The 21,264-nt window shown below is 59.0% G+C and carries 17 protein-coding genes; 2 read left to right on the top strand and 15 right to left on the bottom strand.

Features of this window, described 5'->3' with window-relative positions; genetic code table 11:
- Positions 1-119: 119 nt before the first annotated feature.
- The 3 genes from BLU85_RS29090 to BLU85_RS29080 all read right to left on the bottom strand — a co-directional run bounded on the left by BLU85_RS29090 (position 120) and on the right by BLU85_RS29080 (position 2,254).
- Positions 120-713, bottom strand: coding sequence for an HAD family hydrolase (locus BLU85_RS29090; protein WP_092205280.1), 594 nt, complete (start codon positions 711-713; stop codon positions 120-122).
- On the bottom strand, positions 710-1,579 hold the full coding sequence (tesB, locus tag BLU85_RS29085; RefSeq protein ID WP_072411434.1) for an acyl-CoA thioesterase II: 870 nt from the start codon (positions 1,577-1,579) through the stop codon (positions 710-712). Before tesB ends, BLU85_RS29090 begins: the two co-directional genes overlap by 4 nt.
- A gap of 105 nt (positions 1,580-1,684) precedes the next feature.
- Entirely contained in the window at positions 1,685-2,254 is a 570-nt protein-coding gene (locus BLU85_RS29080; RefSeq protein ID WP_092205279.1) for a GNAT family N-acetyltransferase, read from the bottom strand.
- 73 nt (positions 2,255-2,327) lie between these two features.
- Between BLU85_RS29080 and BLU85_RS29075 the strand changes: the two genes are divergently transcribed.
- Both BLU85_RS29075 and BLU85_RS29070 read left to right on the top strand, forming a co-directional pair.
- Positions 2,328-3,248, top strand: coding sequence for a histone deacetylase family protein (locus BLU85_RS29075; RefSeq protein WP_092205278.1), 921 nt, complete (start codon positions 2,328-2,330; stop codon positions 3,246-3,248).
- A gap of 279 nt (positions 3,249-3,527) precedes the next feature.
- The gene (locus BLU85_RS29070; RefSeq protein ID WP_092205277.1) at positions 3,528-4,775 is read left to right on the top strand and encodes a TIGR03862 family flavoprotein; all 1,248 of its coding nucleotides are present in this window, start codon (positions 3,528-3,530) and stop codon (positions 4,773-4,775) included.
- Positions 4,776-4,810: 35 nt separating this feature from the next.
- Here BLU85_RS29070 and BLU85_RS29065 read toward each other — a convergent pair whose 3' ends face one another.
- Genes BLU85_RS29065 through wbpD form a run of 12 tightly spaced genes read right to left on the bottom strand, consistent with a single transcriptional unit; the run spans position 4,811 to position 21,173 of the window.
- Complete coding sequence (locus tag BLU85_RS29065) at positions 4,811-6,037, bottom strand: glycosyltransferase family 4 protein (RefSeq protein ID WP_092205276.1); 1,227 nt, start codon at positions 6,035-6,037, stop codon at positions 4,811-4,813.
- Positions 6,034-7,260, bottom strand: a complete 1,227-nt coding sequence (locus BLU85_RS29060) for a glycosyltransferase family 4 protein (protein WP_170847674.1) — start codon at positions 7,258-7,260, stop codon at positions 6,034-6,036. Before BLU85_RS29060 ends, BLU85_RS29065 begins: the two co-directional genes overlap by 4 nt.
- Before the next feature lie 4 nt (positions 7,261-7,264).
- A complete protein-coding gene (gene asnB / locus BLU85_RS29055) occupies positions 7,265-9,184 on the bottom strand; it encodes an asparagine synthase (glutamine-hydrolyzing) (protein WP_092205274.1) in 1,920 nt (639 codons plus the stop codon).
- Between the two features lie 60 nt (positions 9,185-9,244).
- Positions 9,245-10,444, bottom strand: a complete 1,200-nt coding sequence (locus BLU85_RS29050) for a glycosyltransferase (RefSeq protein ID WP_170847673.1) — start codon at positions 10,442-10,444, stop codon at positions 9,245-9,247.
- Between the two features lie 31 nt (positions 10,445-10,475).
- Positions 10,476-11,447 carry a glycoside hydrolase family protein gene (locus BLU85_RS29045; protein WP_139208058.1) on the bottom strand — a complete coding sequence of 324 codons (972 nt, stop codon included), beginning with the start codon at positions 11,445-11,447 and terminating at the stop codon, positions 10,476-10,478.
- A gap of 10 nt (positions 11,448-11,457) precedes the next feature.
- On the bottom strand, positions 11,458-12,495 hold the full coding sequence (locus BLU85_RS29040) for an acyltransferase (protein ID WP_092205271.1): 1,038 nt from the start codon (positions 12,493-12,495) through the stop codon (positions 11,458-11,460).
- A 53-nt stretch (positions 12,496-12,548) separates the two neighbouring features.
- Complete coding sequence (locus tag BLU85_RS29035) at positions 12,549-15,869, bottom strand: glycosyltransferase (protein WP_092205270.1); 3,321 nt, start codon at positions 15,867-15,869, stop codon at positions 12,549-12,551.
- On the bottom strand, positions 15,866-17,647 hold the full coding sequence (locus BLU85_RS29030; RefSeq protein WP_092205269.1) for an ABC transporter ATP-binding protein: 1,782 nt from the start codon (positions 17,645-17,647) through the stop codon (positions 15,866-15,868). The genes BLU85_RS29035 and BLU85_RS29030 overlap by 4 nt, the downstream gene beginning before the upstream one ends.
- On the bottom strand, positions 17,640-18,422 hold the full coding sequence (locus BLU85_RS29025; protein ID WP_038859231.1) for an ABC transporter permease: 783 nt from the start codon (positions 18,420-18,422) through the stop codon (positions 17,640-17,642). The genes BLU85_RS29030 and BLU85_RS29025 overlap by 8 nt, the downstream gene beginning before the upstream one ends.
- Positions 18,419-19,504 carry a non-hydrolyzing UDP-N-acetylglucosamine 2-epimerase gene (gene wecB, locus BLU85_RS29020; protein WP_092205268.1) on the bottom strand — a complete coding sequence of 362 codons (1,086 nt, stop codon included), beginning with the start codon at positions 19,502-19,504 and terminating at the stop codon, positions 18,419-18,421. The genes BLU85_RS29025 and wecB overlap by 4 nt, the downstream gene beginning before the upstream one ends.
- On the bottom strand, positions 19,501-20,592 hold the full coding sequence (locus BLU85_RS29015; protein WP_092205267.1) for a DegT/DnrJ/EryC1/StrS family aminotransferase: 1,092 nt from the start codon (positions 20,590-20,592) through the stop codon (positions 19,501-19,503). The genes wecB and BLU85_RS29015 overlap by 4 nt, the downstream gene beginning before the upstream one ends.
- The gene (wbpD, locus tag BLU85_RS29010) at positions 20,589-21,173 is read right to left on the bottom strand and encodes a UDP-2-acetamido-3-amino-2,3-dideoxy-D-glucuronate N-acetyltransferase (protein WP_092205266.1); all 585 of its coding nucleotides are present in this window, start codon (positions 21,171-21,173) and stop codon (positions 20,589-20,591) included. The genes BLU85_RS29015 and wbpD overlap by 4 nt, the downstream gene beginning before the upstream one ends.
- Between the last annotated feature and the right edge of the window lie 91 nt (positions 21,174-21,264).

Here is a 21,264-nt window from a genome sequence, read left to right as displayed (position 1 = left end):
TTACGCATAACCAAAAACACCTCAGATTTGGGCGCCATCATAGCGCCCGATTGAAGTGTCCAAAATCATTAGGCCAGTTCAGCTTGCTCGCGATGGCGATCAATCAGTCAACCGTCCTATCAAGCCGACAACATCCGCCGCAACTCAACGCAATCGCGCGCATGCCAGTCCGTCAGCTCCGGCCATGGATTGTCCGGCAGGTTCACCAACACCGTCCGCGCCCCAGCCGCCCGGCCACAGTCCAGGTCGAAGCGGTAGTCCCCCACCATCACCAGTGTGTCCGGCGCCACGTTCCAGGCCTCGGCCAGTTTCAACAGGCCACCGGGATGTGGCTTGGGCGGTGCCTCGTCGCGGCCCAGCACATCCTCCACGGCGAAACAGTCCGCCAGGCCAATGGCCTCTAGGGTCACGTGGGCCAGTTCGCGGGCGTTGCGGGTCAGGATCCCCAGGCGATAGCCGCGCCCGGCCAGCTCTCGCACCAACTCGACCGCGCCAGGCGCAGGCTTGGAGCCCAGCGCCAGGTCCCGTTCGTGTTCCAGCAACCACGCATGCTTGGCCGCCGCTTCCTCAGCGGGCAACCCTGCCAGATGCGTGAGGATGTCGTCTTCGGCCGGGATCGCCAGGGCCACGCGGATTGCCGCGAAGTCATGCACGGCGATGGTCAGCGTGCCATCCATGTCGAACACCCAGTGACGAACCTCGGACAGGCTCATGCCCAGTCCTTGCGGTGGCGAATCAGGCCTTCCTGGGTGACCGAGGCCACCAGTTGCCCGGCGCGGTTGAACACGCTGCCCCGGGAGAACCCACGGGAATTGCCGGCCCACGGGCTGTCCATGGCGTAGAGCAACCAGTCATCGGCGCGCAGGTCGGCATGGAACCACAAGGCGTGATCGAGGCTGGCGACCTGCATATCCTTGTGCCACACCGATTTGCCATGGGGCAGCAGCGAAGTGGTCAGCAGGCCAAAGTCCGACGCGTAGGCCAGCAGATATTTGTGCAAGGCCGGCGAGTCCGCCAGGGCGCCATCGGCACGGAACCACACGTATTTCACCGGGTCGGCCGGTTGCGGGTTGTAAGGGTCTTTTTCGGTGACCGGACGCACCTCGATCGGCTTGGGGCACAGCAGTTTTTCGCGCATGTGCTCGGGCAGCAGGTGCGCGCGCTGCTGGGTCAGTTCCAGCTCGGACGGCAGGTTTTCCGGGCCGACGACTTGCGGCATGGTGCTCTGGTGTTCAAAGCCCTGTTCGTCGTACTGGAACGACGCACTGCAGGTGAAAATCGGGTTGCCCTTCTGGATCGCCGTCACCCGGCGGGTGCTGAAGCTACCCCCGTCGCGCACCCGGTCCACTTGGTAGACCACCGGCAGCGCGGCATCGCCCGGACGCAGGAAATAACCGTGCATCGAATGCACATGGCGCGCCTCTTCCACGGTCTGGCTGGCCGCCGACAACGACTGGCCCAGGACCTGGCCGCCGAACAACTGGCGAAACCCCAGATCCTGGCTGCGACCGCGAAACAGGTTCTCTTCGATCGGTTCCAGGGTCAGCAGGTCGACCAGATCTTCCAACACGTGGCTCATTCAGACTTTCCTCACACAGCGCAATGACCGCGCAGTCTACGCTGCGGCGGTGGATCGATTGTTGGCCCGGGCCATTTGGGCGGGCATTGTAAACGTCCGTGTCGGCTAACCGTGCAGGGTCTGCAACCACTGCTCACGATTGATGCGATAGAGCACATGGTGACGCAATGGATGACCGACGGCGAGTGTCGGGTGCTCGAAGTCGTCCGCCGGGTCGTGATGCATGCCAATGGCCTGCATGACCTTTTGCGAGGGCAGGTTATCGACGGCGGTGAACGCCACCACTTCGTCCAGCGTCAACTGGTCGAAGGCACAACGCAGGGCGGTCCACGCCGCTTCGCTGGCATACCCCAGGCCCCAGTGCTCCCGGGCCAGGCGCCAGCCGATTTCGATGGCCGGCGTGAACGGCGCGTCGAACCCGACCACACCGAGCCCGGTAAAGCCGATGAAGTCCCCGGTGTCCTTGCGCTCCAGCGCCCACAGACCAAAACCATGCTCGGCGAAATGCCCCCGCACGCGGCCGATCAGGGCGGCGCTTTCCAGGCGGCTCAGGCGCGCCGGGAAATAACGCATCACCTGCGGGTCGGCGCACATGGCGGCAAATTCCGGCAAGTCATCGTCGCGCCACTGCCGCAAGAGCAACCGTGCGCTTTCCAGTTCCAGTATCGGCTCCATCTTCACTCCCTTTCCATGCTCCAGAGTCTACATCGCTGGTAGGATCCGTCACTCAATCACTACTGAAAACACCATGCCACTGCCGCTGATCTATCACGAAGACTACAGCCCCGAATTCCCGGCTGAACACCGTTTCCCCATGGACAAGTTTCGCCTGCTGCGCGATCACCTGGTGGACAGTGGCCTGACCCGCGACGCGGACCTGTTGCGCCCGTCGCTGTGTCCACCGGACATCCTCGCCCTGGCCCACGACCGTGCCTATATCGAACGCTACATGGGCGGCGAGTTGTCCCGCGAAGACCAACGGCGACTTGGCCTGCCCTGGAGCGAGGCCCTGGCCCGCCGAACGGTGCGCGCCGTGGGCGGTTCGCTGCTGGCCGCCGAACAGGCCCTTGAACACGGACTGGCCTGTCACTTGGCCGGCGGCACCCATCACGCCCACTACGACCACCCGGCCGGGTTCTGCATTTTCAACGACCTGGCGGTGATCAGCCGCTATTTCCTGGCCAGCGGTCGGGTCTCGCGGGTGCTGATTTTCGATTGCGATGTGCATCAGGGCGACGGCACCGCCCGAATACTCCATGACACCCCGGACGCCGTGACAGCTTCCTTGCACTGCGAAAAGAATTTTCCCGCACGCAAGGCGCACAGCGATTGGGACATTCCCCTGCCGATGGGCATGGAGGACGCCGCCTACCTGAAGGTGGTGGACGACGCCCTCAACTACCTGCTGCCGCTCTACCAGCCGGACCTGGTGCTGTATGACGCCGGCGTCGACGTACACAAGGACGACGCCCTCGGTTACCTGAAACTGACCGACGAAGGCCTAGCCGCCCGGGACGAGAGCGTCATGCGCCATTGCCTGGGCCGCGACATCCCGGTGGTCGGCGTGATCGGCGGTGGCTACAGCAAGGACCGCCAGGCCCTGGCTCGCCGCCACGGGATCCTGCACCACAGCGCACAAAGGGTCTGGACGTCATCAGGTTGTCACTGAAACCTGGGCGTTACCCACAATGCCTGTGGAGCGGCCTGTGGATAACCTGAGCGAAACGACCTACAGGCCAGGTTGCCTATAGCCTGCAGGGGCTTGACTGTTTTTTGATCAGAGTTCTCAACAACACCTACCGACCCAATTGTGAACAAGCTTGCTCGCGATAGCGAAGGGTCAGCTACATCAATGCCGCTGACACACCGCTATCGCGAGCAAGCTCGCTCCCACAGGGATCTGTGCTGGTAGAATGCCCCGCCTACCCCAGCCTCCACAGTTCAAATCATGACCTCGACCGCCAAGCCGTCCCCCTCAAACATCGCCATCATCGGCGGCGGCCCCGCAGGCCTGATGGCGGCCGAGGTGTTGAGCCAGGCCGGCCTGCGAGTCGACCTGTACGACGGCATGCCATCGGTGGGCAGGAAATTCCTGCTGGCCGGCGTGGGCGGCATGAACATCACCCACTCCGAAGCCTTTCCGGCTTTCCTGTCCCGCTACGCCGAACGCGCGCCAGACCTCGCGCCGCTGTTGCGGGCATTCGGGGCGGATGAATTATGCACATGGATCCACGGGCTGGGCATCGACACCTTTGTCGGCAGCTCCGGGCGGGTATTTCCTACCGACATGAAGGCCGCACCGCTGTTGCGCGCCTGGCTCAAGCGCCTGCGCGATGCTGGCGTGGTGATCCACACGCGTCATCGCTGGCTCGGCTGGAACCCGGACGGCAGCTTGCGCATCGCCTCCCCGGAAGGCGATAAAACCCTGCACCCCAAGGCCACCTTGCTGGCGTTGGGCGGCGGCAGTTGGTCGCGCCTGGGCTCCGACGGCGCCTGGATGCTAGCGCTGGAACAACGCGGCGTAGCCCTGGCGCCACTGCAACCCAGCAACTGCGGGTTCGAGGTAGCGGCCTGGAGCGACCTGATGATCAGCAAATTCGCCGGGGCCCCGCTCAAGAACATTGCCATGGGCCTGAACGACGATGTACCGCGCCTCGGCGAATGCGTGCTCACCGCCACCGGCCTCGAAGGCAGCCTGGTCTATGCCCTGTCGGCAGCGATTCGCGAAGCGATCAACCAACATGGCAGCGCGACCATTCACCTGGACCTGCTGCCCGGCCGGCCTGTGGACAAAATCCGGCAAGCCCTGGGCAAGCCTCGCGGTTCACGCTCGATGGCCAGGCATTTACATGGCCAGCTGGGGCTGGATGGCGTCAAGGCCGCGCTGCTGCGCGAACTCACCCCTGCCGACGCCTTCGCCGACCCGGCGCGACTGGCCCAGGCGATCAAGGCCCTGCCCATCACCCTGGTCAAGCCCCGCCCGCTGGATGAAGCCATCAGCAGTGCAGGCGGCGTGGTGTTCAGCGGCCTCGACGAAAACCTTATGCTGAGATCCGTTCCAGGGGTTTTTGTTGCAGGAGAAATGATCGATTGGGAAGCACCTACCGGGGGATATCTTCTCACCGCGTGCTTCGCTACCGGCTATCGTGCGGGGCTGGGCGCGTTGGATTGGCTCAGGAAAGGCGCGCTGTCCTGAGCCGAACGCCCACCCGGCAGGCCCGATATCCCAGCCTAGCCGACTGAAACAGCCTCGAGCAGCGCGGTCATTGCCGTTCGGCTTTGCACCGCATCGAAGTTGTCCTTTATATATTGCGCCCCACTCTGCCCCATCTTGTTGCGCAGAGACTCGTTGCGCAGCAGTTCGGCAATGATGACCGAAAGTCGATGGCCATCGTTCGGTTGAAACACCAGCCCGGCTTTCGCGTCCTTGACTATCTCGGCAGCCTCCCCCTCGACACCGCACAACACTGGCCTGCCGCAAGCCATGTAATCGAGCAGCTTCGTAGGGATGGCGCCCCTGAACAACGGGATGTCCTTCAAGGTGACGAGGCATAGGTCGGCAGCGTTGATGAACCCCCGTCCCTCGTGCTTGGATACCGGCGGAAGAATCAGTACGTTGTCGATCTTCAGTTCTGCAATCCGCTGCTCGAGGTAGGGCCGTTTCATGCCGTCGCCGATCAACAGGAACAGCGTATTTTCATCCTGGCACTGCACGGCGGCGTCAATGACCACGTCCAGGTTATTGGCTTCGCCCATGGCGCCGAAGTACAGGATGATATTGCGTCCCTCCCAACCGAAGTTGCGACGAACCACGCGCCCGGCCTCGGCGTCCGGATAGAGCATTTGAGTGTCGACGCCACACGTAATGACTTCCAGCTTGCTCACAGGCCAGCCACGCGCATGGATATCGTTGCGGATTCCCTGGGTCAGGGTGACGATGCGTTTCGCCTTGTCATAGAGCAACCGCTCCATCCAGGACATGATGGAAATCAGCAACCGATTGCGCAGGATCCCCATCTGCACGGCGGACTCCGGCCACAGGTCCCGGACCTCGAACACCAACGGGATACCTCGCAGCTTGCAAACCACCCATACTGGAAGCATCGGGAAGATAGGGGGCGAAGAAGCCAGCACGACATCCGGTTTTTCGGCTCGCAGAAGACCAAGGGGCGCCGTCACGGAGAATGAAAGAAAACTGATCAAGCGCCCCAGGTAACTGCGATGCAGTTCACTGTAGGTGTAGGTACGAATGATCTTAACCAGGCCTTCTCTTTCCTTGAGAATCAGCCGCCTGTACCAAGGGAGTACCGGCTTATCACGCTGCATGTAACCGGTTTGCCCGGACACCACCGTCACGCTATGGCCCTCAGCCGCCAAATGCTGGGTGAGTTCGTACATCAGCGAATGCCCCGGAGACGAGTGCCCCTGATAGTACTGGTAAACCACTGCGACTTTCATTTGAACGCCTTATACAGTTCTTTCAGCCGTTCGCCTTCCTGCTGCCAACTAAGCTCCTGGCGAACCACCGAAAGCCGCTCGCGCCAGTGTTGCAGTCTTTGCTCATCGGCAAAAAAAGCGGTGACCCTATCGGCGATCGCTCGGGGCGTCGCAAGGTCGCCAACACAGCCAATCCGGTTCCCCTCCACCAGGCGACGAAGTTCGGGCAGGTCGCTGGCCAGAATCGGAAGTCCCGCCGCAATAAACTCGAATAATTTATTCGGCGTGCAGTAATAGTTATTCAAACAGATCGCCTGGTAGGGGATGACGCCCGCATCAGCCGCTGCCGTTATTCCAAGCAACTGCGATTGGGCAACCGCCGGATGCAGATGCACCCGCGATGTCAGTCCCTTGCGCTCAACCAGACGCTGCAGGGCCGAGGCGAGCTGACCGTCGCCAAGCAGGACCAGATGGATGCCGGCATTGGACAGTAACCCCATGGCTTCCACCAGTTCAGGCAAGTTGCGTCCGGCAGAAAAACCGCCTTGGAACAGCAGCACCCGGTGCTCGCGGGGAATGCCGAAGCGCTCGTGCAAATACCAGGAACGCTCGGTTTGTGCCTGGATACGCTCCGCATTGTGGATAACCGCCACTTCAGCCACACCATAACGCGCCTCAAGCTCGCGGGCGATGGAAGGGTTGACGGTAATCACCCGATCACAGGCCTGTATATGCCGACGCTCCACCTGGGCCCAACTGGAGCGCTGTCCACGAGAGAATTCTTGCTCGCTGTAGAGCTCATGGCTGTCGTAGACCAGATGAGCATCGAACTCTTCGGACAACGTGCGTCCCACCGCAAGCATTGGCAGATCGTGAGCCACCACCACCTCCGCTTTGTGTTGACGCCCGTCAGCCAGGAACAGGTTCAGGTAGAAACGCTCATGATCGACCAGGAAACGCCAGGCCAGGGACTTCATTGCACGCATCAGGCGACCGTTCATCGGTAAATGCCGACGCATGAGGCCATAGGCCTCAAGCACGCGATTCTCCTTGCGTGCAATCGATTCGGTCTGGGTACCGATGCGCCGTACACGCCGGTCATCCGTACCCACGAGTTCGTCCGCCGGCATGGCCAGGATCGTGACGTCCCAACCGTCCTCTTCCAGGCTGTCGGCCTGGAGCAGGATTCTCCGGTCAATCTGCCTGTCGTTACAGAGCATCAAGACCCGCGGGGCATGCTGCATGATTTCAGATACCACCCGGTTGCAGGTCTCCATCGATAAAGTTGCGGTGCCAGAGCTCCATGCACAGCAATCCCCAGACGACCCGACCGAACTCGCTTTCGCTGTTCAATGCCTTCTCGACGGACTGCACGTTGTACAACCCGCGCGCACGGGCTCGCTCGGACAACAGCGTATCGCGGACGAAATCGCGGGCGACTCCCTTGGTCCATTGCGTCAACGGTGTCGGGAAACCCATCTTGTCCTTGCGTTCGAAGATGCTCTGCGGCACCGCGTTGCGCACGGACTCCTTGAACAGATGCTTCATCCGTCCGCCGGCGAACTTGATGTTCGGTGGAATGGTGGCCATGAACTCCACGATACGGTGATCCAGCAGCGGCACACGCGACTCGATGGAAGCCGCCATGCTCGTGCGATCTTCTACATGGAGCAATGCCGGCAAGGAGCCCTTGAGGTCGAAGTAGGTCATCTGATTGACCAGGGAATGCAAGCCTTCGCGATTGAAGATTTGTTGATAGGACTCGAACGGCGAGTAGCCCTTGTCGAAGGCATCCGGGTTGAACAGATGAGACATACCTTCACTGCGATCGATCAGGCGGAAATAGCGCTGGTCGGTCGATGCGAACAAACCTTCGCGCCACAGCCCCTGCAGCATTGGCTGATAAGTCTTGAGCAACGACAGATTGGGGATGATCGATTCCAGCGAAACCGCATAGCGATGCTGGTTTGCCGTTTCATTGATCGCCCCGGACAAGCACTTCTCCAGGTAGGCTGCCATGTAGCGGGCATACCCGACGAACAGCTCGTCACCGCCCTGCCCCCCCAGTACGACCTTGACCTGCTCGCCAGCCAGGCGCGAAACGTAATACTGTGGAATCAGGCCTGGACCGGCGAGCGGCTCATCCATGAAGTGCATCAATTTGGGTAGCAGATCGGCCAGCTCACTGCCCGGGATGTACACCTCGTTATAGTCGGTACCGGCGAACGCCGATACGGCCTTGGCGTGCCCCGTCTCATCGAATTGCGGACCTTCATGGAAGGCCCCGGTGAAGGTCTTGAGTTGTTCACCCCCCAACATCCTTGAAGCCAGGCAGACGACTGCGCTGGAATCCAGGCCGCCGGACAAGTGCGCACCCAGCGGCACATCGGAGCGCAGGTGCATGCGCACCGAGTCCTCTATCAGAGCGGCGAGATTATCGACGAAATAACGCTCGTCATGGCGCTCGTCGATGTTGTATTGCAGATCCCAGTACTGGTAGGTCTTGATCTTGAGCTGACTGCCCTCATACCAGGCGCTGAGGTGATAACCCGGCTCGAGCTTCTGGACCCCTTTGAACAGTGTCTTTTCGTTCAGGCAAAACTGAAACGTCAGGTAATCCTGCAGACCGTCCGAATTCGACTCCGCCTTCAGGGAGCCGTCGGCGAAGAGTGCCTTGATCTCTGAGGCAAATCCGAGTTTCTGGCCATCGAAGTGGTAGTAGAACGGCTTGATGCCAATACGATCTCGAGCGCAGAAAAGTCGTTGTTCGAGGCGGTCCCAGATGGCAAAGGCAAACATGCCTATCAGGCGATCGACACAGCGCTCACCCCACTCGCGGAAGGCGTGCAGCAGCACTTCCGTATCCGAATAGTGGTGCAATGGATGGCCTCGACCGATGAGTTCGCGGCGCAATTCCAGGTAGTTGTAGATGGCTCCGTTGAAAACGATCGTGTAGCGATCGTCCTCGGTGGTCATCGGCTGCTTGCCGTGTTCCGGGTCAATAATTGCCAGGCGCCGATGGCCCAACGCTACAGGCCGAGCAGGATCAAGCCAGGTGCCCTCACCATCGGGGCCACGGTGACGAATGGCGTCCATCATCTTCATGACGGAGCCACGCATCGACTCTGGCGTTCCTGAAACCGCTACGATCCCTGCAATCCCACACATAAAAAACCATCCTGCCTTAAACAAACAATAACTGACGCGTCGTTCAAAATTCCGAAGAACTCAGCCCGTGACGCGTTGATAGATATTCAGCAACTTTTCACCTTCCACGTCCCAATTGATCGCTTCACGGGCTTTCTTCGCCCCGTCTTTCAGCGAAGCCATCTTCGCCGAATCGCCGAACAACTGGTTGACCGCACTTGCAATGGCCTCGGCAGAATTCAAATCCGCCAACAAGCCGTTGCCATAAGTACCGACGATATCGTGCAGGAATGGCAAGTCGTTACTGATGAAAGGCAACTCAGCGACCGCGAACTCGAACAGTTTGTTGGGGCTGCAGAAATAATTATTCTCGTCGACGCCATGGTAAGGGATGATTCCCAGGTCGGCGTCGCAGGTCAGCTCGTGCAGATCGTCGGATGGCACCCCACCATAAAAGAACACCCGGTGCCCGAGGTTTCGCTCGATGACCAGGTTCTTCAAGGTGTCCTCGAATGCACCGTACCCCACAAGCACCAGATAGGTATTGGCGGCAAAGTTGGCTGCCGCTTCGACAATGCGCTCGATTCCCCGATTATCGGAAATCCAGCCCTGGTACAGCAGAATGTTGTCATCGGGAGCAAGACCGAAGCGCTCACGCAGCAATGACGTCGACGCCACCGGTACCTTGGGCGCCGCGTTCATGATGACGTGCGGAGTCGTAACGGCATAACGTTCTGCCATCAGCTTGGCAATGTACGGGTTCACTGTAATCGCCGCGTCCACTTGCTTGATCAGCCGCGATTCTTTTTTCTTGTATTTCCTCTGGGTGGCCTCGGGTAGCTGTACCTGGGCGTAATACAGCTCATGGGCGTCGTAGATCAGCGGAACGTTTCGAAGCTTCGCCAGTTCGACGGCCGGCGCCAGCATGGGAAAGTCATGCACGTGCAGCACGTCAACCTGGTATTCCGTCATCCGGTCGAGAATGAACTGCTCGAAGCTGTTCAAGCGCGCCACACGATTGGCCCAGGCCCTGAACAAACGCCAGGCCCGATTATAGGTGGTCGAGCCTGGCAGCAAGTTATAGCGACGTGCCAGGGCTGAAAACCGCGAATCCCCCCAATCGAACATGAATCGCTCGATCTTTATACCGTTGTGCGAGTAGGACTCCCGTTGCGGACATTCGAAGCCCGCCAGCAACGTCACCTGGTGACCCTGCTCAACCAACGTCTGGGCTTCCTGCAGAATCCGCCGATCAATCATCAAATGATCGGCTGTCGTCATCAAAATATTCATGCGCCGTTGCAATCCCGATTCACTGACACTGGCTCAAGTCCAACTTGCTGGTCAAGTTGCCGGCATTGTAATTGGCAACGCCAATTTGCCCGCCCTGTTCGACACCATGGCCTTCAATACCGTTGTAATAGACTGTCGGCGAGTCAGCCTCTTCGAAGAAGTACATGCCGTACTTCAAGCCATCCCACGCTTTCCCGGTATTGTCCTTGAACGTGAACACCGGCTCCTTGCTCGCCGCTACCAGTTTGTCCGAAGCGTTGAAGCAATAGGCATCCCAACTATTCGGGGTTTCCACAAGGAGCACCGGCTTGTCATTGACATGGACTACGCCCAATGTGTAGATCCCAGTGTCCGGGCTCAGCACCACGGTGCTCGATCCCACACCGCCATCGGCTTTCAGTTCGGCCGCCTTGATCGTGTTGTTCCCATTGACTGCGGAGGTGTAGAGAATCCTGTCACGACCATTGTGCTTGAACACAACCGGGTCAAGGGCACTGTCGCTCAACAGTTTCTTCGGCGTTTCCCAACGCAAGCCGTTGGTACTGGTGGAACGATAGATCGCCGAATAAGAGGCCGAACCATCTTCGGTTACGGAAAAGAACAGCTCATAGCCGGTTACACCCTTTACCAGGTTCTTCCTGACAAAGGGGAAGGCGTACGCGCCTTTGAATGGCAACAGCTTTTCGTCGAAGATGTTGCCCTGCTTGATGTAGTCGGTGTCGTTCTGCGCGGTGGCCAACTTGATCCTCCAGCGATGATCGTCACCGTACCCGGAGTACAGCATGGCGTTGGCATCGCCGACTTTGAAGACCGAAGGGTATTCGACATGCAGGGAGTCTTCCGATGCCGGCTGGATACGAACGACCGGTTCACTGCCCCAATCAAAGACATCACCGAACAGTAAGTTGTTTTTCCATGCATACCCCAAGCCGGCTACTGCCACGACAGCAACCGAGGCAAGTATCACGGTACGGCTCTTAGAGTTACTCACTTGCACATCCTTAAAATAAACGACGAATAAAGGAGATTCGGTACAGCAACCAGGCTGCGGCAAAGGCACAGCAGGTTGTCAGTACGAATGTCAATGGCACTTCTATCAATGGCCTCATCAACGCAGGAGAGACCTTGGCGTATTGCGAACGGAACAACTCCATGAAAATCGGATGCAGGATGTAGACCAGCAGCGTCAGCGGAGCCAAGCGCTTGAGCCCAGGGATCCGGACTTTCTTCGCGACTTGCAGGCTCAAACCCCAGACACCGATGGACATGGCAAAAACCGTTGGGCTGAAGTAGCTGAAGAAGTACAACTTCCATGTGTAGGCACTGCCGAAACCATAGGCCAGCGCGAAGGTCCCGATGACCGTGACCAGGTACCCCACCAACGTAATCATCCCGTAGGGCAGGTTGGGTCGAAACTTGTACAGGTAATAACCCAGCAGGAAATAACTGATGTACGACCAGGAAAAACTACCGCCATTGGGCGTGTATGTCCGGGAAAACGTACTCCAGGCGAATGTCACCATGGTCAGGATACACGTGGCGATGACCGCATTGCGCAGGTCTTTCTCTTCCATATTGACCACGGCCTGCGACAGCGGCGGCGCTATCAGATAGAGCCCGATGATCAGGTAGAAAAAGTGCAAATGGTAATACGGTTGCCCCAAGACAATGGCTTTCAGGAAAGTGGTCCAGACAAAGGCCTGCTGGAAGTACTTCATCCATAAGGCGTAGATCACCGAAGAGATGAACAGCACGGCCAGCATGCGTGGCACACGGGAGGTCAGGATATGGCGATAGGTTGTCTTGATGTTACCGAGGATCAGCACTGCACTGAGCATCACGAACACCGGCACGCACCAGTGGGTCAACGAGCTGACGGCGTCGCCCACGAGCCAGGCCCACATGCTCAATTCACCCTGCATATAGATCGGCCGTGCGGAAACGTGCAACAACACCACGGCCAGGCACGCGACCACCCGCACAAAATCCAAGCTCGAATCATGCACCCGCACGGGCGAACCTGTTATGACTTGATTCATTGAACGAAAGCATCCCTGTTGAGTTATTTGTGAGTCAGCACGCTGATGGGTATCTAACGCTTGCGGTTTTCCATCGAGGCCGAATACACGCTCACGATCTCCTGGGCAATGCTGGCGCTGGAGAATTTCAATTCGGTCACCTTGCGAATGACCCGGCTGTTGAAGGCTTCACGTTGGCGGGCCATCGTCAACATCCCTTGGGTCAACTCCTCCACGCTCATCCCCACGACCTGACCCAACTGTGGATGTGAAACGATCTCGGCAGGGCCGCCGCAGCGAGTGGTGAGCACCGGCCGTCCACAGCTCATGGCTTCGATCGCCACCACGCCAAATGTCTCGCTTTCACTGGAAATCACCAGGAAATCGCATTCACGGTAGTAATCGACCAGTTGCGCGCGGCTGGCACGCCCGGAGAACTCCACCACATGCGCAATCCCCAGGCTGTCGACCAAGGCCCGGGCCTGGTCAAGACCTTCACCGCTGCCGGCCAGCCGCAGACGCAGGCGCGGCTCCAACTGGAACGCGGCGGCGAATGCCTCGAGCAATACAGGCACTCGCTTGACTGGAACGAAGTGGCCGACCCACAACAAATGGATCAACTCGTCACGCGTCACCGCTTGTTCGCCAAACATGTCGGTATCGACCAGGTTGGCGATCACTTGCGTATCGACACCTTCCTTGAGCTTGACCTGCTGGCGTATGTCCGAGAGCAGTGCCGAACTGACCGCGATTACTTTATCGGCCGCATTCAGGGCCTTTTGTGTCATGCGGCGCAAGTAGCGCGTACGGGTCAAGGTCGTGAAAGGCCCGGTGTGCTCGGTAATGACCAAGGGGATTTTCAGCTTGCTGGCCAGGCGGCGACCTGCGGTGCCATCGGTATAGGCGGTGTGAGCATGGATCAGCTCGAAATCGAAGTCTGTGCGCAGCCACTCGGCCTGGCGCAACAAACCATGGGAGTAGGTTGTGGCATGGGCCTGGAAAGGCAGCAATGAGCTCACGATGTACGGGAAGCGGATCAACGGAACGCCTTCATGCTCTTCCCAGCCACGGATCTCCTGGGCCCGGTAGATGTTCAGCGCACGCCTGATCGCCTTGGGGTTGATGGTATTGATCCAGAATGGCTCGCCACTGACCACTCTTGCATCGATCCCCTGTGCCCTCAGCGCCTTGACCTGCTCATGGACAAAAATCCCGCCGACCATGTTGTATTCGCGAGGATACATATGCGACAGCACCAGGACCTTGCGTGGCGGGTTCGCTTCCCTGTGCGCCCCTTCCCCCAGGCGAATATGCAATGCATCGACCAACATCTGGTATTCGGTTTTTTCCTCCACCAGGCCGTTGATGGTCATGCCCAGGCTCTTGACCTTGGCCTCCAGCGCTTCACGCTGGCTTTCCAGGCGCTCGGACAAGTCATTCAAATGCTGCGCAACACGGTGTTTTTCCGCCAATTCGTCAGAACGCGCCGAAACTTCCATGCTCAGACTTTCCAACTCCAGGCCCAAGGTGGTCTTTTCCAACTCCAGAACTTCAAGCCGTTCCACGGCGTTCTGGTATTCAAGTGCGACGATCTGAGCCTGATTGACTTGCGACTCAAGCGCTTCGAGCATCATGACCAGATCATGTTGCTTGAGTTCGAGTTCGCCGTTTTTTTCAATCCAATGTTCTTTTTGCAGCAGCGCTGAGTCGTACAGGCCCTGCAGGCTCTTCAATTGCTGATCGCGCGACTGAAGCTCACGCTCGAGGGCATCTCGCCGAGCCTCGAGTTCATTGGCAAGGTGACCCAGTTGTTCAAGCTTGAGCGTCAGTTGATGAATCTCGTACCGATAAGCTTCACCGTGGTGCCGCGTACCATCGAGTTCTGCCTGAAGGGTCGCTATTTGTGAGGAGAGCTGCTCGTTCTCGCTCGACAGCGCCTCGACACGAGCCTCGCCGTTGCTGATCAGTATTTCCTGGGCCGAGGCCCTTTCGCTGAGTTGGGTATAACGGTCTTCCAACTCGGCGCGCTTGTCCTCGAGTTCGTTCGCCAGGGTGTTGACCCTGGCCATCGCCTGGGTCTGCTCAGACAACGCGCGCTCTTTTTCCTGAAGCTTGTTCTCGAGGGCCGAGCGCGTAGTCTCCAATTGCTCGGTCAACGCTGAGAACTTGCTGGCCTCCTCGCGCATCTGAGCGACGCTAGGATCATCGCCCAGGCAACAGGCAATGATCTTACGCTGGTCGGCCTCTTCGAAAGTCATCTGCACCTGCAAGTCATCGCTGGGATGAAACATGCGCAGGATGCAGCCATGGGGACCGAACGGAACCGGGGCCAGATGATAGGCACCGGTATCATTGTCCCGAGGGCAATTGACGTAGTGCCCGCGAACGTGATCGTAGACCTCGACCGACCCCAGTTCACCTACGTCCACCTGTACCGACCGTGGGCGCCGGGGAACCGTGACGATACCGTAATCGGAATCGCTCTGGATGCGGTAGACGCTGCGGGGATAATTGAACGGATTATCCCGTAGCGCCAGGCGGGACAGTGCGAACGTCGATTCATTGAAGGACGCCGTACTGGCAGGCGTGGTCCAATGGCTTGTCGGCGCAGCACCACGCTCGAACAGTACCAGGATCTCACTGATGTCAGGCATCCTGCGCAAGCCTTCCGCCGACTGCATCGCCTGCAGGGCCTCGAAACGTCGCTGTACCATCAGTGCAGACGCCGGTCGCTCCACAGGTCCGCGGCGCATGGAGCAGTTGGGGCAAATGCCGTCCTCGAATGGGTAATCAAGGCCCGACAAGGCACGCGACGCTTCGACTATCTTGGGGTCTTCAAACGTCCACGATTCACCGGAAAACCGCACGTCCACTGCCGAAAATGCCGGGGCGAACAGCGAGATCGCGTCCTCCAGCGTGTAGCTGCGCTGATGCAAATGGGCGTGATAACGCGTGCCACACCCCGGGCAGGTGATTTCAGCCGCCTCGAGCAGTTCGCGGTAGGGAACAGCCACCAGGATATAGCGCGCCGACACCCGGGCAATCTCGGCCAGGGCCTCGGCATAGATGGAGTCGGGCAAATGCTCGATCACATCGCTGGAAAGCGTCAGGTCAAAGCTTCGGTCGCCAAACGGGATCGCACATAAATCGGCCACCAGGGCTGGCGCCTGCACACGCTTGACTGCGGCTTCGCTGATATCGCAGCCCACCACATCCCAGCGTGGCACCAGGCGGTTGGTCACGGTGCCGTTGCCGCAACCGGCGTCGAGAATGGTGTTCACCGAGTCGGGGATCAGTTCGATCAGATCCTCGGCGACGGCAACCTGCTCGGAGACTGCATTGCGGCTCCACAGGTCGGCCTGGGCAAAATAACTGATCTCGGAGCGCTTACTCATTCAACGGATTCCAGATTGACCCATTCCACCGGGTGCACGACCAACCCACGCTCCATACGCACATCCAGGGGTGCCGTCACACGGATGCGGTATTGACGATCATGGACATCCAGCGGATGTTCCCCACTCGATTGGCTTTCGGTCATGCCATCGAAAATGCCCACGGAGATCACATAATCCCCCACGCCAACCATCAACGGATCGAACTGCGCCTTGACCAGCCCCGTGCGACGGTCCCGCGTGGACGAAATGAACGGCGATACGACCTGCGCCACACAGCGCCCGTCCATGCCATAGATGCAAATGATGAAAGACATGCAGGGGATGTCGACTTTGGCGCCCCATTTCACATGGACGTAAAGTGGTTCGCCAAAGGAGAACACGCGCCGCGACTCCTGATGCCGATCGAGGAAATCGACGCCGTCGATCCAGGCACTGCCTTCGCCATATTCAAAATCAGACCGTTCGGCCACGGCCGGTGCATTGTCGGTCGCTGAAGGCACGAAGGAACTGAGGGCAAAACGCTGGCTGATCATCTGCCCATTCTCGGCAGCCGGCTCCAACGTGCCGATGGTGATGTACTCCAAACCGTCGAATATCTGGCAGTAGACCGTTTCGCCCACGCCAGTGCCCGTGTGCCGGATGGTCACGAAAAACTCGCTCAAGTCTCCCAGCCCCAACGGGACCTTGATGCTGACCGGGGCGTGCTTGTATTGCCCGCCACAGTCCTTGAACTCCCGATAGCTGATCCCTTCGGGGGTCCTTCTCGGAGCCCCCCAGTTCATGTAGCCATGGGAGGTCAACAGGTGCAGCCGCTGGTTACGGTCATCGTCCAGGGCCTCCCCCACCAACACGTTGTCGATCACTTCACCTTTCTGTTCGAGCGTCATCTCGAACACGGCCAGGGGAGTCGTCGGCGCATCGTCGGAGGCGGAGATGAAACGCAGTACCGACACCCGGTCAACCTCGGTGTCGGTCAGCAATTCACTGACGTCCCCACGGCTGAGCTTCAGGTTGATCGCCCTCAGGCGCAGCTCCTCCTGCTTGCGGATGGATGCCGCATAGGAGCGGCCGATCTCGATCGGATCACCATCGGCGACAATCCTGCCGCGCTCGACCCAGATGGCGCGGTCGCAGATCATCTGCACAGCCGACATGTCATGGGAAACGAACAACACGGTCGAGCCTTCTGCCGTCAAGGTGCGCATCCGCTTGGCGGATTTACCGGCAAAATACGAGTCACCGGCGCCAAGGATCTCATCGATGATAAGGATTTCCGGACGTATGGCAGTCGCTGCCGCAAAGGCCAGTCGCGAATACATGCCTGACGAATAAGTCTTTACCGGCTTATCGATGAACTCTTCGAGTTCAGCGAACTCCAGCACATCATCGAGCAACTTCCTGGCGCGAGCGCCCGTCACACCCTGATAGGCGAAGGACGACATGACGTTGGTACGACCGGTGAACTCGGGATGAAACCCGGTCCCCAGCTCCATCAACGCCTGGACTTTCCCACGGACCTTGACCGTGCCCTCAGTCGGCTGGATGAGCCCGGCAATCAGCTTGAGCATCGTACTCTTGCCGGCACCGTTACGCCCAACCAACCCCACGCGCTCCCCGGGCTTGATCGTCAACGACAGGTTGCGCACAGCCCAGAACTCATCGTAGGTCGACCGGGCAACGGGAAAACCCAGCGCCTCAACCATACGGTGGCGTGGCGAGCGGAAAATCCGGTACATCTTGGCGATGGAGGCTAGTTCAATGATCGGCTCAGACATAATCGGCAAATAATGGCTTCAATCGCGAAAAGACAAATCCACCCAGGAAGAAAGTGGAGAACGAAATGACGGTAAAAATAGCCAGCAATCCAGGCTTGATGACCCCGATGAACGCTGCATCCCGATACAGCATGATCAGGTAGTACAGCGGGTTGGGGTACATGAAGGGAATGAGTTCCTTGGGGATCATTTCCTGCGTATAGGCGATGGGCGATACCAGCATCAGGAACAGGATGAGCACAGCAACCATCTGACTCAGGTCTGGTACGAACACGTTGATCGCCGAGAGTATCCAGATCAGGCCGACCGTGAAGATGATCTGCAGCACCAGTATCAAGGGGATTGCCAGCTGTGTGGAGTGGACGATGCCGCGACTCCACAACACCATCAGCAACATCACCAGCCCCACCAGCATCGTCACGCTGCTGGCCAGGACCGTCTTGACGGGAATCAGGTCGATCGGGAACAAGGTGTTCTTGATCAGCCCCTTGTTGCCCAGCACCGATCCCACTCCGCTGCCCAGCGCCTCGGAAAAACCAAGGAAAGGCACCAATCCACAAAATATCAGCAGCACGTAGTCGAAGGTGCCGAACTCTGCGACCCGTACGCGATAAATCATCGTGTAGACCACGGCATACAAACCGAGGAACAGCAGTGGATAGAGGAAAATCCATGCGACACCGAAAATCGTGCCGATGAACCGGCTGCGTATATCGGTCAATGTGGTCGCCCACAGGACGTGAATGTGACGCCAGATGATTGAAATCGGGTTCATGGCCGGGTGTTTTCCAGGATAGCGACGATTCGTGCGGCGGCGGTACCGTCGCCGTAGACATCTACCTGGCCTTCAGGGATCGACCGGTTTTCCATCGCCGTGTTAATGGCATTCCGACTGGCGCCCACCAACTGGTTGAAGCCCAGCTCGACGGTTTCGACCCACTCCGTTTCATCGCGCAGGGTGATGCACGGTACCCTGTAGAAATACGCCTCTTTTTGCACCCCGCCCGAATCGGTCAGGATAACGTTGGCCGCCTGTTCAAGGGCAACCATGTCTAGGAATGGCAGCGGATCCACCACCCTGATGGCGTTCAGATAATGTTCCAGCCCGTGAGTCTTGAGCAGGTTGCGCGTGCGTGGATGCAACGGCAGGACGACGGGCATCTGCACGGCAACGTCAGCCAGACCGGCCATGATTTCCCCCAGGCGCTGGGGATCGTCGGTATTTTCAGCACGGTGGCATGTCGCCAGTGCAAAAGCCCCCTCCTTCAAGTCCAACTGCGCCAGGACCTGGCTCTGCGCCTTGGCGCGCTCGCGATAGAACAGCGCCACGTCGTACATGACATCACCGACGTTGTGCACCCCTTCGCTGAGCCCTTCCCTGGCCAGGTTATCGACGGCCAGGGCCGTGGGGCAAAGCAGCAGCGTCGAAACGCGGTCGGACAGGATACGGTTGACCTCTTCCGGCATGCGCATGTTGAACGAACGCAGCCCTGCCTCGACATGGGCGACGGGGATGTGCAGCTTCGCTGCCGCCAGCGCGCCCGCCAATGTGGAGTTGGTATCGCCGTAGATCAGTACCCAATCCGGCTTTTCCTCGAGGAGTATCTGCTCGATACCTTCGAGCATCCGCCCCGTCATCGCGCCATGGGTCCCCCCCGACACCTCAAGGTTGTACTTGGGCGCAGGGATCTCCAGTTCGTCGAAGAAAACCTGGGACATGTTCGGGTCGTAGTGTTGCCCTGTATGCACCATGACTTCCACCAGGCGCCCCGGATGCTTCAGAATTTCCCGGGAAACCGCCGCAGCCTTGATGAACTGTGGACGAGCGCCAACGATGGTTACGATCTTGCGGGTCATACGCGAAGGCTCTCTTTCAAAGTGTCGACAATAAGGCGCTGGGAAGGCTCATCGAGGTAAGGGTGCATGGGCAGGCTCATGACACGGGCGGCGATCGCATCGCCGACCGGCAGTTGCGCCTGCTCGTCCTTGACCGCAGGTTGGCGGTTCAGGGGGATCGGATAATGCACGGCCGTAGGGATGCCGGCACTTGCCAAGTGTTTCTGTACAGCATCACGCGATGCCACTTGCACCGTGTACTGGGCCCAAGCGCTCTGGCTTGCCGTCGCCACGAAAGGCGCGGCGATATCTGCCTGCTCCAGCAATAGGGCATAACGTTGCGCGACTTCCTGACGCTGACGCAGCTCAGTCTCGAACATATCCAGCTTGGGCAGCATTATCGCCGCCTGCAGCGTATCCAGCCGACTGTTCACGCCCACACGAACATGATGGTAGCGACGATCCTGGCCATGCCGGGCAATCTGCCGGAGTACCTTGGCCAGGTTTTCATCATTGGTGAACATCGCACCGCCATCGCCGTAGCAGCCCAATGGCTTGCTCGGGAAGAAACTGGTGCAGGCAATGGTGCTCAGGTTGCAGGAGCGCTTTCCTTTATAAAGCCCCCCGAAACTCTGCGCGGCATCCTCGATCACTGGTATGCCATGCCGTGCTGCGATGGCATTGATCGCATCGAAGTCAGCGCACTGGCCGTATAGCGAGACCGGGATAATCGCTTTCGTCTTCGGCGTAATGGCCGCTTCCAGCAACGCGGGGTCCAGGTTGTAGGTCTTGGCGTCGACATCGACGTAGACCGGCTTCGCCCCGAGCAGGGCAACGGTTTCCGCCGTGGCGATATAGGAAAACCCAGGGGTGATGACCTCATCGCCCGGGCCGATCCCGAGCGCCATCTGCGCGATTTGCAGGGCATCGGTCCCGTTGGCGACGCTAATACAGTACTTGGCCCCCGTAAAGGCTGCCAGGCGCTCTTCAAGCTCATTCACTTCAGGGCCAAGGATATATTGCCCATGGGCCAGGACGCGCTGGATAGCCGCGTCGATCTCCACCTTGATCAGCGCCTGCTGAGCCTTGAGGTCAATGAACTCGATCACTGCTTGTTCTCCTTTTTAAGCACATTCCCGCTGAGTACATACGTGGCACCGGAATGAACGCACGGCGCACAGCCTTCTCCGCTCAACGGCAGGTCCAACTGCTCGCCGAACTCACTCATCCAGCCAATCTGCCGGGCAGGGACACCGACCATCAGGGCATAGGCCGGCACATTGCGATTGACCACCGCACCGGCCCCTACGAAGGCGTAATCACCAATGGTCACACCGCAGACAATCGTGCAGTTGGCTCCGAGCGTCGCGCCCTTCCTGACCAGCGTGTCGCGGTATTCGCTTTTTCGCTCGATGAGCGAGCGGGGGTTATAAACGTTGGTGAACACCATGCTCGGGCCACAAAAAACGCCCTCTTCAAGGGTGACGTTATCGTAGACGGAAACATTGTTCTGGATCTTGCAGTGGTCGCCGATCACCACCTTGTTTCCGACAAAAACGTTCTGGCCAAGCGAAACGCCACGACCGATGCGTGCGCCGCCGCAGACGTGGACAAAATGCCAGATGCGGGATTCATCACCGATCTGGGCGCCATCATCGATGATCGCACTGGGATGCTGATAGTAGTTCAAGTTTGAGTCCTGATGTACGTCACGGTACGCATATACAAAAACAGCGGGTCACCGCAATGCCGGCAACCTGCCATTTATGATGCACCATGTT

It is taken from the genome of Pseudomonas sp. NFACC14, assembly GCF_900106885.1.
In the GTDB taxonomy this organism is placed as follows: Bacteria; Pseudomonadota; Gammaproteobacteria; order Pseudomonadales; family Pseudomonadaceae; genus Aquipseudomonas; species Aquipseudomonas fluorescens_AA.
This window is presented reverse-complemented; position numbering and strand designations above follow the sequence as displayed.